This is a genomic window from Anaerobiospirillum succiniciproducens DSM 6400 (assembly GCF_000482845.1).
Lineage (GTDB): Bacteria > Pseudomonadota > Gammaproteobacteria > Enterobacterales > Succinivibrionaceae > Anaerobiospirillum > Anaerobiospirillum succiniciproducens.
The window spans coordinates 38,045-56,535 of sequence record NZ_AXWV01000018.1; the positions used below are offsets into that span (position 1 = coordinate 38,045).

Genomic DNA, 18,491 nt, shown 5'->3' on the forward strand with positions numbered 1-18,491 from the left:
CTAAAGCGGCATTTAATCAAATACTCGACTATCGCTAGTCAGATAATTAATTAGTTAAGAACTAACTTGTGGCCTGCCATTACTGGAGCACAATCACGCTCGCCTAAGAAGTCGATGGCGTTGTTAGTTGCTCTCTCACGCTCGATTTCGATAACTTCGTAGTTAGCTGCATCAGCTAAAACGGCACGTAAGAGCATATTGTTCAGCTTGTGACCAGTCTTGTATGCCTTGAAGTTGCCTAAGATGCTGTGGCCATTCATGTAGAGGTCACCAATAGCATCTAACATCTTGTGCTTAACAAACTCGTTTGGATAACGCAGACCGTCTGGATTGATCACGCGGAAGTCATCGAGCACTACAGCGTTCTCAAGTGAACCACCTAAAGCAAGGTTGTGGCTATGCATGTACTCAACATCACGCATGAAGCAGAAAGTACGTGCACGAGAAAGCTCTTTTACGAAGTTCTTACCAGAGAACTCCATAGCAAAGTGCTGCAGCTCTTTGTCCATTGCTGGGTGATTGAAATCGATAGTGAGATCAACACTAAAAGCATCGGATGGAGTCAGCTCAGCCCACTTGTCGCCATCCTCAACACGTACTGGACGCTTTACGCGGATGAACTTCTTTGGAGCATTAAGCTCTTGAATGCCAGTTGACTCAAACAGGTAGATGAACGGCTGAGATGAGCCATCCATTACAGGGAGCTCTGGTGCGTTGACATCAACATACAGGTTATCAATACCTAATGCGCTTAAAGCTGCAGTTAAGTGCTCAACAGTTGAAATACGAACACCGTCAAGGTTAACTAATGCGGTGCACAGCTGAGTATCGCGCACTGCCTCTGGCTCGCACTTAATTGATACCTGAGGATCTAAATCTGTACGGGTATAGACAATACCAGTGTCGGCTGGAGCAGGGCGAAAAGTTACTTCTACCTTCTTGCCTGAATGCAGGCCAATTCCGGTAGCAGAAACCGCTTCTTTTACTGTTCTCTGTAGTACCATGGAATTGCTCTCCTACGACTATGTATCAGAACTGAATGCAAAGGCATCTTTGCAATCTAAATCCGCATAATTCTAATACAAACTTTGATCAAAATCATGTTTTTTTTGACATCTTATCTCAACAATAAATATCGATCGAGACAAAAGAGATGATTTTGACTATCTCAGGACTATTTAACAAATAGTCTTGCTGATCTAGAAAGATTAGTACAACGGATCTTACATGTACAGTATAGCCTTATAAACTTAGCGCTAAATTGGATTCACATCAAAATTGTCTTTAAGCCCTAAGCTTAAAAGTAGTTGCTTACTAAAGCACTTGGTTGCCACTTTAACTCACTGCTGTCGATTAGACATCCAGAATTACAGATAGTTCCCACAAAAATAATAGCACTGCACCTTGCGCCATACTGCTATTTGTATATATAGGCAGATTAGAGCCTACTAAATTCTTAACATCCTAAGCATTAGCAGACAAGAGGCAAAATTCCCCAAACTCAAAGCTACTAATGCACTTAAGTGTTTGTTAATGCTTTACTAGAACTTCTTAGAAGCGACCTGCTGATGCTGGCACAAGGTACGGCTATGTTGGCACAAGGTACAGCTATGCTGGCATCTGGCTTTTGCAAAAGACGTGATTGAAATTAACAGCTGCTATATCGGGAGATGTTGTGGAGCTCAAAAGAAAGGCTCTTAAGGCGTAAGACTGAGGCCTAGAAACGGAAGGGCGGCACATCATGGTGTTTTACCTTACAGGTGTTAGACCTTGACGGTGGTTTTACCTGACGTGCCGCATGCCTTAAAGACGTGGCGACTTAAGGACGTGGTGCCTTAAGGCATGTATGAAAATACAGGACTTTTAGAAACGCTTAGATGAGACCTCTTGAGAGATACGCTCAGCTAAGGAATCAAGCTCTCTGGTGATGCTTTGTGCGTCGTTAACCAAGGTTGCATTGTTCTGGCTATTTGCACGCAGCTCATCGGAGGACTGCTCAATCATCTGAATAGAGTCTGACTGAGTTTGTACTGAGTTCTTTAAGGTGTGGATATTCTCAATGAGTAAATCTGCAATTGAGATAATGTCATTGAGGCTGCTCTGAGTGACGCTAGCAAGTGAGCGCACCTCATCAGCTACCACAGCAAAGCCACGACCATGCTCGCCGGCACGGGCTGCTTCAATTGCAGCATTCAGTGCTAGTAAGTTAGTCTGGTCAGCCACCTCACGAATCTTGGCTACTACGTTTTGAATGCGAGAGGCGTTTTCCTCAATCTCAATAGTACGACGACCTACTTCAACATTGGACTGAGTAATATTTCTAGTTGCAGCCAAAGTACCATCAATAAGGCCGAGCTGCTCTTTAAGAGCGGTTGCTACAGTTGATACAGCTAAGGTTTGCTGGCTAGACTTATCCTTTAAGTGATCAGACAGTTCCTTGTACTCACGTAGCAGAGCACAGACAGCATCGCCTAAACGGTTAATACCAGTTAACAGATGGCTGTACTGGCCTTCAAACTCATTGCTATTGATACGCGCTTGGAAATCGTTTTGAGCGTATGAACCTAAGACCGTAGTTGCCTCATTCATAACAGTATTAACAGTGGCAATGGTATGGTCTAAAGAGTCGATGAGCACAGAAATATACTTATCGTTACTCTTATAGCCAACCTGATCCTTAAGGTTACCCTTGTTCACATTATCAATGGTATTTTGCACGGCATGCATTGCTGCCATATTGTCCTTAAGGCCAGCCTCGATCTTATCACCCATATTACACAGAGTCTGAACGGCAGAACCAATTTCATCAACAGTGGAAGGACGCTGCATATTAGGCTCATTAGTCTTACGCTCAAAGAAATCTGAGAATGAAGTAATGTTCAGATGTAGCAAGCTTAAGCGTTGGTTAAGGATACGTGAGATATAGCTGTTAAAAGCAAGCAGAGCTAAGATCATTACCACGATAACAACACTAGACTGCAGCAAAATGCTCTTGAGTGGAGCCATAACCTCAGACTTAAGTACACGACCAACAATGATCCACTCAAGCGTAGGATCTTTAATAGCTACTAAAATGTATTCCTGCCCATCTCGTTTTGAGGTAAAAAATGCAGAGTGCCCTGGGTTGTTAACCGTCTGTAAGATCACATCGAGCATACCAGGCTCGATATCATTTACATTGGTCTTGAGAATATAATCCTGATTTGTATGCAGCTGAATTAAGCCTGAGTCATTGATACAGAAGAAGTATCCTGACTTGCCTAACTTCTGAGCCTTGATCATATCCTTCATGCTATTGATCTGAGCAGAAGCGCCAGTAATACCGATAACCTTGCCGTTCGTATCTTTAACCTTGTAGTTAATATATAAGGCAAGATCTCCAGTATTACGATCCTTATCCATGTTTACTTCATAGTCGCGAGTAGAGTTCACAATGCCTTGCATCCATGAGTCTTTACCGTTGATGTCCAATGCACCGGCATTATCACCATTGAAGAAGTAAACATTAGAGATAAACGAGGCTAGGAAAGTAGAGAACAGATTGTTGTTTTCCTTGATTGCCAGACTGCTTTCCTTAAACAAGGCCTTGCCAGACTCTGGCTCTCCCTTTTGCATCCAGTCGATAGTGTAAACAGATTGAGCCATCGAGCGAGAGAGTGCAATGTATGGATCAATGTTTGCGCGTATGTTGCTTGCGATGATATTAGTTTCAGCTGGCAGCTGTTTTGAAATGATCTCGCCTTCAATCAATGCCGCTGAAATACGATAAAACACTGCAGTAATGGAGATAAATGCCACTACAGCTGCAGCAACTGAAATCAAACCAATACGCTTTACCAAGGAGTGCTCAATTTTAGGTGACTTGCTAGAATCACCAGCACCTTGACCTTTAAATGACGCGTTCAGATTAAGCGCTGACATTGCAGCTCCTTCCTAATAAACAGGCTTGTTATTGCCTATATAAGCATGCGACTCTCAAGCATTAATTCCATGTCCTGTAATTAAGAATTTAAGTTTTATAAGACATGCAAGTGCAAACTTCAGCTTTAATCGATATGGCCGTAATATTGATGAGCTATATGAAATTAACAGAAGCTTGTTTATGTAGAGCAATTTAGATTGCTTATTGAGAAAATCGAAGTCCTTATGTAGTAACTATGCCTGAAGATGATGTACCAAAACTAATGTGCAATAGAATGTAAGAGCACCTAAAACAGCAAGGCAAAGAAGGTTATAAAGCAGATTGTGAAACGTAAATATCTCGCTTTAAAACCCCAAATCTTTGTCTGATTTCTTAAATTGCTACACTTCATGGTTTAAACAGATAGGAAAAAAACATCCTCTGAAAACCAATGTATAGCAACCTAGCATAGATATTTATCCAAAATCTATAAGTTTAGTGTTGAAGCTCTAGCCTGACCATTGAACTGACAGTAACCAAATGGCACTGAAAATTGATGACATGGCAATTGCTGCACTATGGATAAAATCAGCTGGTGTTTGTCAACAAATGCAATAACGCCTATATAAAGCTCTGACTAAGAAATTATTTAAAGTCGGCAAAGGCCAATCGCATAAGGACGCCCATTTTAAAGCACTTTGCATCGATTAGTAAGCAAAATCGATGGCAATGTGAAATATAGAAGCACCACTATGGGCTCAACATAAATGGAGCTTGTTGAAAAACCATTCTATAACAGCTATCTCAACTATGACCATGCAATTGTGATATATAACATATCTGCCTAGTTACAGCATCATAGACTACGAATGAATGCCAGTCTAATCACATTAATTTGAGTAAGCATCATCAAATTTGTAACGACTATCACGCAACCTTTTTACCCAAAGCCATTACCATATGCAATAAGCTAAGCCTACTTACATCAGAAAATCACACGTCAAATATAAGTATCAGCCATAGATATCACTTATGCCTCAGCTTTCACTGTTTTCCACTATACTTTAATCCCATGCCATTAAGATTAAAAATTAATAGAGCGTACAATTGAAAAAGGCGTTGCCATGCAACGCCTTTTTCAATGCAAACTGATGTTATCTATGCGCTAAATCTTGTTACGGAAGACTTCTGGCATTTCCTCATCGAAATCAGAGCCTACAGCCTTAGCGTATTGCTGCTCAGTTTGTACTGGAGCATCACTTGGTGCATATGTAGCAGCCTGAGCAGCTGGAGCTACAGGAGCTGCTGAAGCACTACGATCTGCTGTCTGTACATTCTTTCTTAAGAAGCTATCGTCCATGGACTTAACAGGCAGAGGAGTATTTGAGCCTAAGTTTTGAGGAATAGCATGGGCTCGAGTAATATTTTGTGAAGAACCAGAATAGGCATCATCATTAGAGTTAAAGCCTGTAATGATAATGGTGATCTCGATTTCGTCCTCGTTTAAAGAGTCATCGAAAATCAGACCGTACTTAATATCAGCCTCTGGATCGGTGTAACTTAAGAGCTGAGTATTCACCATATCCCAATTTAAGATTGGGAAGTTTGGACTTACATGAGCATTAACGAGCATACCTGTAGCACGCTTAACATCACTAGAGCTCATCAGTGGGTTATGTACAGCATTGTGTACTGCATCAGCAATAAAGTTAACACCACGACCACGGCCAAGACCAATTAAGGCATGACCACGAGAGCGCATAATGATATCAACGTCAGCTAAGTCTAAGTTAATGAAGCCAGCACCTGTAATTGCGTCGGAAATGCCACGTACTGCGTTATACAGTACAGCATTAGCCTCATTGAAAGCATTTAATACAGAGATATTCTGACCAAGAGACTTTAAGAGCTTATCGTTATCCACCACAACGATAGAGTCAACGTACTTAGTGAGCTCAGTAATACCTGCATTGGCATTGATAGTACGATTACGGCCTTCAAAGTAGAAAGGACGGGTCACAACTGCAATGGTAAGCGCACCTAACTCTTTAGCAATCTGAGCTACAACAGGAGTTGCACCTGTACCGGTACCACCACCGAGACCTGTAGTTAAGAATACGATTTTAGAGTCCTGCAGAATTTGCTTTAAGTCCTCACGAGACTCTTCAGCAGCTTCGCGACCCTTATATGGATTACCTCCAGCACCCAGACCATTAGTCTGTCTTACACCGATCTGTACCTTCAGTGATGCAGTAGAACGGTTTAATGTCTGAGCATCAGTATTTACAGCAATGAACTCAACGCCTTGCAGGCTTTGATTAATCATATACTGCAGCGAGTTACAACCACCGCCACCAATACCGACGACACGAATCATAGATCCAAAGTCTGCTGGACTGCTAGGTGATACAGACTGCACAACAAAGTCGCTCATAAGTCTCCTCAGGTGCACATCTGCGCACGCTTTCTTATACAGGTGATTTTAAATTATAGCGCGTATATGCCATCTTTTCCAAGTCATATACTTTCAGCATGAGACAAGGCCTCCAAAGAAAGCCACGAATACACAATATAATTAAAAAAATTACATCGTATCTATGTATGTAAATGCTCTAAAAAAGCAAGCTTAGCCTTCGTTTCTAACTTAACTCATGCTCATGCAATGAAATCTCGATGCTATAAAAAGCTTGTCCGTATAAGACTTTGTCAAAGCATAAAGTAAAAGCTTTAATGTAATTAAAAATTTAGGATACAGCTAAAAAACCATACCAAAGGAAAAAGCTATGAAAATGGGGGAATGTAGATAAGAAAGGCAATTTACCGTGAGGATAAAGGAATGAAGATTACTTAAGAAATAGTAGCTTAGGATATGACATGCATAAAAAAGCCCGGAGGACCGGGCTTTTTAGCGTACTGCATGGGAGTATGCAGTACTCGACACTAAAGTTAATGGAAAATTAAACCTTGTTACGGAAGATTGTTGGCAGCTCGTTGGCATCATTCCAATCATCGCCAACAGCCTTGTTACCAAGTGAGGCTTCCTTAGCTTCAATGTTGGAGTAGCCAGTTGGAGCCATACCAGTTGCCTGGGAGTAGTTGCGACCAGGAACTGACTGTGGGCGCTGTGCTGGAACATCCTGTGGCATGCGCTGCTGAGCAGGAGCATAACCATTCATCTGAGCCTGTCTAAAGAAACCAGGATCCTGTGGAGCTGATGGGCTATTGCGTCGATTGTTGACACTTGAGCGCACTGCAGCTGCAGCATTGTCCTTAGAGTTAGACTCTGAACCAGAGATACCAGTAATCAGAATAGTAACCACGATCTGATCTTCAGCGATTTGATCGTCGAAAATAATACCGTACTTGCAGTCTGCCTCGTCATCAGCGTAGTTCTGAATTTCCTTACAGATCTGCTCCCACTTAGCAATTGGGAAGTTATGGTTAATACGTGCGTTCACGAGCAGACCGGTTGCACTCTTAATATCAACCTGATCAATCAGAGGTGAGTGAATAGCACGCTGTACAGCATCTTCAATGAAGTTTGCACCCTGACCTACACCGTTACCGATCATGGCATGGCCACGACCACGGGTAATGGTCTTAACGTCAGAGAAGTCCAGGTTAATGTAACCAGGAGCAGTAATAGAATCGGTAATGCCCTTAACAGCATTTAACAATACATCGTTAGCCTCGTTGAAGGCGTTGATGATTGAGATGTTTGAACCTAAGTTCTTAAGGAGCTTGTCGTTATCAATAACGATAAGAGAGTCAACGTGCTTTGACAGCTCGGTAATACCAGCCTCAGCATTAACCATCTTACGACGGCCTTCGAAGTTGAAAGGCTTAGTAACAACAGCAATGGTGATAGCACCAGTCTCTTTGGCGATTTCTGCAATGATAGGAGCAGCACCAGTACCGGTACCACCGCCCATGCCGGCAGTAATGAAAACTAAGTCAGAATTAAAGAGTAACTTCTTAATATCTTCCTTACTTTCCTCAGCAGCCTTACGACCCTTATTTGGATCACAACCTGCGCCTAAACCGTTAGTCAGCTTAACGCCGATCTGTACCTTTAATGGGGCAGTTGAGCGGTTTAAAGCCTGAGCATCGGTGTTTACGGCAATAAACTCAACTCCGGTGAGACTTTGATTGATCATGTGCTGCAGTGAGTTACCACCGCCGCCGCCTACACCTAAAACACGAATCACGCACTTTTGAGCAGAGTGAATGCCTGCTTCAGTTCCGGCAGTACTTGGGACTACTGAATCCACAACAAAATCGTCCATAAAACTCCCATAAGGTAGATACTGAGCATCTTACTTAACATTAGTGTGTCGTACATTATACCCTTAAAACTCTGCAAATATCATCATCGTAGCCTCACAAAGATGACTAATATGTGGAATCTCGCACAGTTTTGGTACAGGCCTAGGGTATTAAGGCCTAACAAAATAGCTTCAACACGCCATTTTGTCTCATTTTTAGAGGTGGCTAAATTGCAAGTATGCCATGTATAAAAGCCACATAAAAAATCTTATAGCAGTCAAAACATCGAGTTTTACATGATTATTTGCATATGTATGCATAATCTTGCTCGTTGTTAAATGACCGCACGCACTTATCTTAACGTGTACATTCTTAGCAATTCACGATAGAACTACACATATTCATCGTTAAGAAGTGCGCTACTTATTTTGCAAACTAAAACTCGTGAGCAAGCCAGTTTCTAATCCAGGTGTAACCACGTTTAATCACACCATTAGAAGCCTTTTCTTCTTTTTGCATAGCTAAATTACGATGCTCTTGAGCTGTCAGTGAGTTAGCAAAACGCAAGAGACCTACAGCTGTGGCACAATCAGGCTTTGCAACTTCATCAGATCCTGTTACACCGCAAGGAATACCAACGCGAGCCTTCACACGCTGGCTACTGTCACGAGGAGCAAGCATGTTAGAGGCTAAGGTTGCCATACCGCGTGTACAAGCAACACCGCCTGTGAGCACGAAACCAGCACCGAGAGTAATATCAATGCCCTCAGTACGCTTTTTGTGATCAATACGATCTGAAACTATCTTGAGAATGTCGCTAAGCTTAAGACCAATTACTTTGGCCAAATCACTAAAAGCAACAGCTCGAGGCTCCTCTCCGTTGTTAACTGGGATAGATAAGCCTTTGTTCTTATTTTCCTCAGTTAATAATGCTGGATGAGCTAAGCCATAATTAACCTTGATCATCTCGGCAGTAGACAGAGGAATGCCGTAACGAGTAGCAATCTCGCGAGTGATACCAGTGCCACCTTGCTCAACGCCGAAGGTCATCACAAGGTCATTTTGATCATAAACAGATACGTTTACAGAACCACCACCGATATCAATTAAACAAACACCAATCTCTTTTTCTTCTTCGGTTAGGACTGCATCAGCAGCGGCAATACCTGAGTAGATTACATGATCAATGTTAAAACTCTTTGTAAGCTTGGTAAAAGCAGAGCGGAAGTTACTCTCTTGATCCTCATTACAGTTAATCAAGTGCGCATTTACCTTTAATCGTGAGCCACGCATATTAATTGGGTCATCACGAGTAGTAGTGCCTGAAAGAGTATAGCTATTTGGAATAAGATGAATTAAATGCTTGTACTCGCCAAAGACAATTGCACGCACATCTTCAATAGCATGGTCACGATCAGATACAGTTACATATGAGGTAGGAACAGTTGCGGAACCAGACTCATTACATGATTCAATATGGCGACCAGAAATGCCCATTACGCAATGAGAGAAAGTTCTACCTGTTTTATTCTCGTAATCGTCAATCAATTCAGCAAGCTTGTCAGCAAGCTTATCGATACTGCTTACTGAAGAATTACTTACACCTGATGAGGACACTTCAGCATAGTAACTGATGTTTACAATATTTTCCTCATCAACGCTGCCTGCAATAAGACGAATCTTAGAGGTGCCAATATCGACTGCTACCAAAGGATCTGGGGCGTTGTCATGATCTTTAGCCGCCTTGTCCCCTTTTAAAAACATGCAATATCTCCTGTCCTCTTGACTGACTTGTTCAGGGGTTGCACTCCCTGATAGCTGTATGACCTAGTTATTTAGATCGCCATTCTATCTAAATAGCTAAATCTTATCCGGTAGAAACACAAATATGTTGCCATTCAGTGCATGGTCTTTGTCGTTAATACGTCATGAAGCTTAAATCACTTATCGTGCACAAAACACTAAAGATACTTAAAAGCAAAATTACCTATTGAGGCGCGACCGTTTCAGGTGGATTACGGTCACCCACTGCAAAACCATTGACATAGCGCAAATCTACATAGGAAATCTCGTTGAGCTTCAATTTGGTCTGAGGGAATGCTAGAAGAAAACGTTTAAGGCGAATAAAAGGCATATCTTCTGTCGCGGCACGACCTAAGATAAGCCAAACATCTCCCTCAAGTAATATACGATAGCCGCGCGTTGCATCTAAGTGCACTTCGCGAATCATATATTGTGTGCCCTTAGTCATCTCAATAAACTTCGCGGCATGTGCATATAAACCAGCGGCCAATGTGTCATGCTGCGCACTTAAGGTAACTAATGGCAAATTAAATCTTTGCATATCAGGATAGAACACGCTTTCACTAAGCGCATCGTAATATCCTGAGTTTCGCCAGCGTGCTGAGGCGTGATGCTCTTCAATCACCACGCTTAAAGTGTCAGGCATTTTCTTTCTTACTGAAACCTTGCTCACCCACGGCATACGCAATAAAGCATTATGCACAGGAGCTAGATCCAGCGCTACCAAGTTCTTACCGGCAGCTATCTTAGCTACAGTATCAATGATCTCTTCTTTAGTTAGAAACTCAAACTCACCTTCAACAGTGACACGAGAAATCGGAAAAGTCTGCTCTGACTTAGCGTAGTCAAAGAGTAGCTCATATCCTTTGATAGAGACTAAGAGAAAGCCTACAAAGAAGAGCACAGACAAGATAAATCCTGCTCTACTTCTACGTCTGCGTGAACGCTGCTTTCCTATCGCCACTTTGCCGTTCCTAAATACTGAAACTACTTAACTGTAGGTTAACACCTAAACATTGCACTATAGTGAATGATATATGGCAAACAAACAAAAACGCAAGATTGGATGCTAAACAAGATTCTTTTTAGCACCCATCATTCACTATCAGCATTGAAAATAATGCTTAGGCTTTCTTAATAAAATCGCGATCTGACTTATCCCAACGCTGTGTCAGCATACCTGCAACCTGAACTACATTGCCTGCACCTTGAGTAAGCACAATATCGCCCTCTTCACACAATGCATCTAACAGTTCAGGCACCTCTTGAACAGACTCAACAAAGTGAGGTTCAATGCGACCTTGAGATCTGATGGAGTGGCACAGATGACGACCATCAGCACCAGGAATTTTAGACTCACCAGCAGAGTAAACCTCAACTAAGATAAGCACATCTACCTGCTGTAAAGTCTTTACAAAGTCTTCATAGAGATCACGGGTACGGCTATAGCGGTGAGGCTGGAATACCATGACCAAGCGTCTTGTTGGCCAACCCTCACGAATTGCTTTAATCGTTGCATTAACCTCTGATGGGTGATGCCCGTAGTCATCGACAATGCTAACTAGACCCTTAGGAGCTAAGTATCTGCCATAACGCTGGAAGCGACGACCTACACCTTCAAAATGTTCTAAAGCACTTAAGATAAACTTCTCTTCAATGCCTTCTTCAAGCGCCACGGCGATCGCGGCTGTAGCATTTTTGGCCATATGAAGTCCTGGCAAAGGCAGCTTCACATTTAGATCATTACCATTCTTACGCTTGACAGTAAACAATGAACCTGCCGCCATCTGAATGAAGTTAGTGACCTGTAAGTCAGCTTTCTCACTAACGCCATAAGTAATTACTTGACGACCAATTCTTGGAATAATGCTCTCTACAGTTGGATCATCAATACAAACTACAGCCACACCATAGAATGGTAAGTTGTGCAGGAACTGTACAAAGGTATCAGTTAACTTATTAAAGTCACCGCCGTAGGTCTCAAGATGATCTGGCTCGATATTGGTAACTACAGTTAACATTGGCTGCAGATGTAAGAATGAAGCATCAGACTCATCTGCCTCAGCAATTAAGAAGCGGCTTGTGCCTAAGCGTGCATTTGTGCCTGCTGAGTTGAGCAGTCCTCCAATAACGAAAGTTGGATCCAGTGCTGCTTCAGCAAAGATAGAGGAGATTAATGAGGTAGTAGTGGTTTTACCATGAGTACCTGCTACAGCAATGCCGTAACGGTAACGCATTAACTCACCTAGCATCTCGGCACGGCGCACCACAGGAATACGGCGCTCTACGGCTGCATCGATTTCAGGGTTACCCTTGTGGATAGCAGAAGATACCACCACGACCGAAGCACCCTCGATATTTTCAGCCTTATGGCCAATAAAAATTTTAATACCAAGAGAGGCTAAACGTTGTGTAACCTTGCCATCTGCAATGTCAGAGCCTGAGACCTCATAACCCTCATTTTTTAATACTTCAGCAATACCGCACATGCCTGAGCCGCCAATACCAACAAAATGGATGCGACGCACCTTGTGCATATGAGGAACCTTTTCAAAATTAGGCATTTTGTTCATAACAATCTCAGGCTATCTCAGCCTTATAAAAATTTAAGCAATGGCTAGCGCGTTAGTATTAGTAACTTATATCCCATGTACTAGGAAAACTCATAATCGCTACTTTAGGCAGCGAACATCCTAGTTTTTGCCACAGATTAACATCGTGAGACTAAAGAGTAGTTGCTAGACAAACAAGCAAAATATGCCAAGCACTAACTGTAAGTATCGTAACTTAGCCGTTAGTAATAAAAGCGCTACTAACCTTTAAAGCAACTGTCGAAATCCAACCAGCAATATAAGGTCTATAAAATGCCTTACACCGCCCACGCATAAACACTATTAAAACCGTATCTACAAGCGCTTTCACTGCTGATTTCTTTTCGACAAGTGCCTTTAGTGAATAGAAAAGCAAAACTATGATCTTAGTCTAAAATTGCCTTACTGACAAATGCCTGTTAAATCACCCTCATTATTTATGCCCTGCACAGTCCCAAAACGAGAGCAATTAACAGCAAATCCATAAAGACGTTAAGAATGGATGTCTTTGACAGCATATATAAGCAAAACCCAGCTAATAAGCTGGGTGTGCAATAAGCTTGGCTAGCAATAAGCTGAGTGTTCAATAGGCTTGGCAAGCAACAAGCTGGGGGTGCAATAGACTTGCATGCAGCAAGCTGGGTGTGCAATAGGCTTGGCAAGCAACAAGCTGGGCACGCAATAAGACATAGGCATAACGCTGCGCAGTACGCCAAAAGACTCTGTCATTGCAGCGCAGCACTAAGAGCTGTTTAGTTGGCTCTACTTGTTGGCGAGCTCTTCAGCAATATCAGCTACACGAGTGGTTGCATCAAGCTTGGCAGCCTTTGCAGCAGCCTCGGACATAGCCTTTAGAGTCTGAGGATTTCTTAGCTCTACGATCAGCTGATGGAGAGCCTCACTTGTAAGCTCAGACTGTGGAAGCAGCTTTGCTGCGCCAACTGAAACTAAAGACTGGGCATTTTTGGTCTGATGATCATCTACAGCAGTTGGCAGCGGAACAAAGATAGCAGGTAGCTTTGCTGCGCTCACCTCAGAGACAGTAGAAGCGCCCGCACGACAGATGATTAAGTCGGCATTACGATAGGCAGAGGCCATATCCTCAACAAAGTCTGAAGTTACAAACTCGCACTTTACATTCTTGTAGAGCTGAGCTGTTTCCTCTGAGCGGTCTTTACCACACTGATGGAAGACACTGACCTCATTGTCATTAAAGCCTTCTAAAGCTGCTGGCACTGCTTTATTTAAAGCAACTGCGCCTAATGAACCGCCAATTACCAAGATACGAGTCTTACCATCCTCGTGCTCAAAGCTGCGCTCTTGACTATGCAAGGCAAGAATCTCAGAACGTACAGGATTACCTACACTTTCTACTTTTGGGCCATTAAAGGCATTGCCCACGCCTAGTAAGATCTTAGAGGCAAAGCGGGATAACAAACGGTTGGTTAAGCCTGCAGCTGCATTTTGCTCATGCAAAATAAGCGGAATACCACTTAAAGAGGCTGCAACACCACCAGGTCCTGAAGCATAGCCACCAAAGCCAATAACCACATCTGGCTTAAACTCTTTAATGACTTTCTTGGCCTGAGATACAGCATGCATCACCATAAACGGAGCCTTTAACAAAGACATAATGCCGTTACGACGCACACCTTTGACATCAATATAGTGAATATTAATGCCTGCAGCTGGCACTACACGCTCTTCAATACGGCCACGGGTACCGAGCCACTCAACAGTATGGCCACGTGACTGCAGCTCTTTTACGATAGCCATTGCAGGGAATACATGGCCGCCGGTGCCGCCAGCCATGACTAAAACTCTCTTGCTCATAGTACCCTCTAATGATTTTGTCCTAATTTTCACTTACCTTAGATAAGTGCCACTCAGTTAAGTATCCATAATTCTTACTGTAGCAATATGACTTAGACCATTACTTCTACAGCTTCAATTAAAAGCCCAACTTGCTGCGTATTGCTTAGGCTTTCCTATACCAGCTAATTATTGTATTTAAACTCACCAAGCTGTTCTGTACGCCATTCATAATCGATGCGCAAAAGTATGGCCACTGCCCAAATACAGACTACCAAGGATGAACCACCATAAGATACTAATGGCAATGTCAGACCTTTAGTTGGCAGACCACCTGAGGCTGCACCTATGTTAATTACAGTCTGCAAACAGAAGAATAAACCAATCGCAAAGGCCACATAGCCTTGGAACTGAGCTCTCTGACGTAAAATGCGTGTGGCTAAGATAATAGCCTTTGTCACTATGATGAACTCTAAGAAAATCACAAAGCATACGCCAATAAAGCCACACTCTTCACCCAAGATTGAAGTGATGAAGTCAGTATGTGCCTCAGGCAAATAACCTAACTTGTGGATAGAGTTACCAATACCATCGCCAGTTAAACCACCTCGACCGAATGCCATTAGAGATTGGGTAAGCTGATATCCAGAGCCAAAGCGATCTTGCCATGGGTCTAAGAAGGAGGTCACACGTGCAATACGGTACGGCTGGAAGATAATCATAAGGCCGCCAGCAGCAGCCACAAAGCACAGTGTAATAAGATACTTTAATAGACCTGCACCAGCTACAAACAAAATACCGAAGGTAATGGCGGTCACTACTACTAAGGAACCAAAGTCTGGCTGCAGCAAGAGTAAGAATGAAATACCCACTAAGAACATCATTGGCTTAATAAAGCCTGCTTTCTCGTGACGCACCATCTCAATCTTACGGCTAGCATAGCTAGAGAAGTAAATAATCCACACCAGCTTCAAGATTTCTGCTGGCTGTAAATTAATTGGTCCTATAGCAATCCAGCGCTTAGCCTCATTAACCTCACGTCCTATGATGAGCACTAGCACCATCAAGAACAAGGCTATACCTAGTAAGGGCAAGGCCGCATCAAACCACGCTTTGGAGGGGATTGATGTCATCAAGAGCCCCCATACTACGGCCACGGAGACGAAGACTAATTGACGCTTGAAATAATAGTAAGAGTCACCTTTAGTGGTAAATGCCTCTTGTACTGAAGCAGATGAAATCAGCACGATAGAGATCAAGATCAGCAACAACGCAGTAAAGATAATGACGCGATCGAAGTGAACGACGTGTTTAGTGTGTTGATCAATCTTGAACTTATGTTCTGACATGGCTATAGCACCTATCTAGAGGCAAAGCAGTATAGGAGAACGACTACTATCTAGCCATATCTAAAAATACAGCTAGATAGCACATCAAGCTTAAATGGCTAAGTGATACTAGCCTAAACTTAAGCTTGATTACTTAATGGAATTAACTAAGTCAACGAAGACGCGGCCGCGCTCATCAAAACCCTTGAACTGATCTAAAGAGGCGCATGCAGGGCTTAATAAAATAGCCTGACCATCGCTAGCATCTTCACTTGCCATGCGCAGGGCCTGACGCATATTCATAACGCTCACACAGCGCTCTTTATCTAAAGCTAAGAGCTTATCGGCATCACGGCCAAAGCAGAAGACTTTCTTAATTTCCTTGCCTAAATAGCGCTTTAATGGGCTAAAGTCTTGACCCTTACCAATACCGCCTGCCAGGAGCAAGATGCCATTCTTGTGACGTGAGCTCAGACCAGTAATAGCTGCCTCTGCAGATGCAACATTAGTAGCCTTAGAGTCGTTATAGTAAGAAACACCCTCAAGGATGCGCACTAACTGACAACGGTGCTCTAAACCATTGAAGGTCTTTAAGGCCTGAATCTGTACATCACGAGGAATACCAGCAGCATCAGCTAAAGCCATAGCTGCTAATGCATTTAACTCATTGTGAGTACCGCAGATAATAAGGTCACGAGCATCCATAATGCGCTCACCGTTTACGCACAGGTACACGGTGTTTTCAGTAACCTCACGACCATACTCTTGATTATTTAGGCCAAAGCTAGCGTAGATATGCTGCTTCTCTTCATCCTTGATTGGATAAGTACGCTTATCATCGCGGTTAACGATAATCTTCTCGCAGTGGGCAAAGATACGGCGCTTAGCCTCAGCATACTTCTCAATATCACCATCATAACGATCAAGGTGATCTTCAGATACGTTGAGATTTACACAGGCTGCAAGCTTTAAGCTTGAGGTAGTCTCAAGTTCAAAAGATGACAGCTCTAAAACATAGGCCTCATTGCTATCTGAAAGAATGTCAAAGACGGCATTACCAAAGTTAGCTCCGATTGCTGCCTTGATACCGGCCTTTTCAAACATGTAGCTAACTAAAGCGGTTACAGTGGACTTACCATTAGAACCAGTAATTGCAACTACTGGAGCTTTAACCTCACGAGCAAATAGCTCAACGTCGCCTACTACCTCGACACCTGCATCTGAAGCTGCCTTAATCTCCTTGGTGTTGATGGATAAGCCAGGGCTTACCACTAACATGTCATAAGAGCTTAAGTGCTCAGCGTTTAAAGGACCAAAGTTGATATCAACACCGCGAGGTACTTCCTCAGCATGTGGTGGATTTGTACGGGTATCAAAAACAGACAGCTGCTTTAAGTCGTGCTTGAGCAGATATGAAATCACAGCAATGTTGGAGATACCAAGACCTACAACTGCAACCTTTTTACCCTGAAATTTGTCCATTTTGAATCTCCGCTCCACTTGTGAGCGCCTATGACATAAAGATTAACTTATCCCATGGCCCTAATCTGGCCATGGTCTAAAGCAACAAAAACCAATCTCATTTATCTGGCTTAACGTAACTTTAAGGTTACTAAGCCTAAGAGTACTAAGATGATAGTGATAATCCAAAAGCGGATGATCACGCGAGGCTCTGGCCAACCACCCTTTTCAAAGTGGTGGTGGATTGGAGCCATACGGAAAATACGAGTACCTCTCAGGCGGAATGAACCAACCTGTAAAATAACGCTTAAGGTCTCGGCAACAAAGATGAAACCCATAATGAAGAGTAAGAACTCCTCACGAATGAGCACAGCAATGATACCTAATGTAGCGCCTAAAGATAAGGAACCTACATCACCCATGAACATCTCAGCTGGGTAGGTGTTAAACCATAAGAAGCCTAAACCAGCTCCGATGATAGCCACGCAAGCAATTACCAACTCAGATGCCAAAGGCACATGAGGAATGTACAGGTACTGTGCAAAGTTATAGTTTGAAGTAGCCCAAGCGATGATGCCCAAACCTGCTGCTACAGTAATGGTAATCAAAATAGCCAGACCATCTAAACCGTCGGTTAAGTTAACCGCGTTAGATGAACCAGTGATTACAAAGTAAGCCAGAGGAATGATAAGGAAGCCAATATCAGGCATGAACTCTTTAAAGAAAGGCACTACTAAGGTGGTCTCAGCTGGAGACTGAGCAAAGCCATAGATGCAGCAGCCTAAGCCTAAGGCGATAGCTGATTGCCAGAAATACTTGTACTTAGCTCTCAAGCCTTGTGGGTCATGGCGTACTACCTTTAAGTAGTCATCAGCAAAACCAATGAGGCCATAGCCTAAGACTGTAACTAAGGTGTACCACACATAAATATTGTCTAAACGAGCCCATAATAAAATGGTCAGCATGATGGTGGAGTTAATCAAGATACCACCCATAGTTGGGGTACCCTGCTTCTTAAGATGGCTCTCAGGGCCATCCTTTCTAATTACCTGACCAAAGTGCAACATCTGCAGACGTTCAATAGTCTTTGGACCAAGCCATAAAGAAATGGTCAATGCAGTTAGCAAGGCACACACTGCTCTAAAGGTTAAGTATTCAAAAACGCGAAAAGCTGGCACATATTGGCTTAGCCATTCAGCGAGCATAATGAGCATGTTTAGTTCTCCACTATCGAGCTGACAGCTCGACGCTCAGTAGCGCAGCTCTGACAAAATAACTTAACATCAAGTCAGGCTGCTCTTAATTTAAGTACTCTGGTCGTTAACTTGC

General features: G+C 42.9%; 11 protein-coding genes. All 11 read right to left on the reverse strand.

The features are described from left to right. Positions 1-50: 50 nt before the first annotated feature. Positions 51-1,004 (reverse strand): UDP-3-O-acyl-N-acetylglucosamine deacetylase, encoded by a 954-nt coding sequence (gene lpxC / locus H524_RS13875; RefSeq protein ID WP_044121326.1) that lies wholly within the window; start codon positions 1,002-1,004, stop codon positions 51-53. An 859-nt stretch (positions 1,005-1,863) separates the two neighbouring features. Beyond that, complete coding sequence (locus H524_RS0102720) at positions 1,864-3,921, reverse strand: methyl-accepting chemotaxis protein (RefSeq protein ID WP_027939123.1); 2,058 nt, start codon at positions 3,919-3,921, stop codon at positions 1,864-1,866. Between the two features lie 1,145 nt (positions 3,922-5,066). Continuing rightward, on the reverse strand, positions 5,067-6,335 hold the full coding sequence (gene ftsZ / locus H524_RS13880; protein ID WP_052338865.1) for a cell division protein FtsZ: 1,269 nt from the start codon (positions 6,333-6,335) through the stop codon (positions 5,067-5,069). 523 nt (positions 6,336-6,858) lie between these two features. Beyond that, positions 6,859-8,187, reverse strand: coding sequence for a cell division protein FtsZ (gene ftsZ / locus H524_RS13885; RefSeq protein WP_052338866.1), 1,329 nt, complete (start codon positions 8,185-8,187; stop codon positions 6,859-6,861). Between the two features lie 415 nt (positions 8,188-8,602). Then, positions 8,603-9,931 (reverse strand): cell division protein FtsA, encoded by a 1,329-nt coding sequence (ftsA, locus tag H524_RS0102735; protein WP_027939124.1) that lies wholly within the window; start codon positions 9,929-9,931, stop codon positions 8,603-8,605. 223 nt (positions 9,932-10,154) lie between these two features. After that, entirely contained in the window at positions 10,155-10,874 is a 720-nt protein-coding gene (locus H524_RS0102740) for a cell division protein FtsQ/DivIB (RefSeq protein ID WP_169726118.1), read from the reverse strand. 220 nt (positions 10,875-11,094) lie between these two features. Further along, the gene (murC, locus tag H524_RS0102745) at positions 11,095-12,534 is read right to left on the reverse strand and encodes a UDP-N-acetylmuramate--L-alanine ligase (protein WP_425387370.1); all 1,440 of its coding nucleotides are present in this window, start codon (positions 12,532-12,534) and stop codon (positions 11,095-11,097) included. A gap of 789 nt (positions 12,535-13,323) precedes the next feature. Beyond that, complete coding sequence (murG, locus tag H524_RS0102750) at positions 13,324-14,394, reverse strand: undecaprenyldiphospho-muramoylpentapeptide beta-N-acetylglucosaminyltransferase (RefSeq protein WP_027939127.1); 1,071 nt, start codon at positions 14,392-14,394, stop codon at positions 13,324-13,326. 164 nt (positions 14,395-14,558) lie between these two features. After that, complete coding sequence (gene ftsW / locus H524_RS0102755; RefSeq protein WP_044121328.1) at positions 14,559-15,722, reverse strand: putative lipid II flippase FtsW; 1,164 nt, start codon at positions 15,720-15,722, stop codon at positions 14,559-14,561. 129 nt (positions 15,723-15,851) lie between these two features. After that, on the reverse strand, positions 15,852-17,183 hold the full coding sequence (gene murD / locus H524_RS0102760; protein ID WP_027939129.1) for a UDP-N-acetylmuramoyl-L-alanine--D-glutamate ligase: 1,332 nt from the start codon (positions 17,181-17,183) through the stop codon (positions 15,852-15,854). A gap of 110 nt (positions 17,184-17,293) precedes the next feature. After that, positions 17,294-18,376, reverse strand: a complete 1,083-nt coding sequence (gene mraY / locus H524_RS0102765) for a phospho-N-acetylmuramoyl-pentapeptide-transferase (protein WP_027939130.1) — start codon at positions 18,374-18,376, stop codon at positions 17,294-17,296. Between the last annotated feature and the right edge of the window lie 115 nt (positions 18,377-18,491).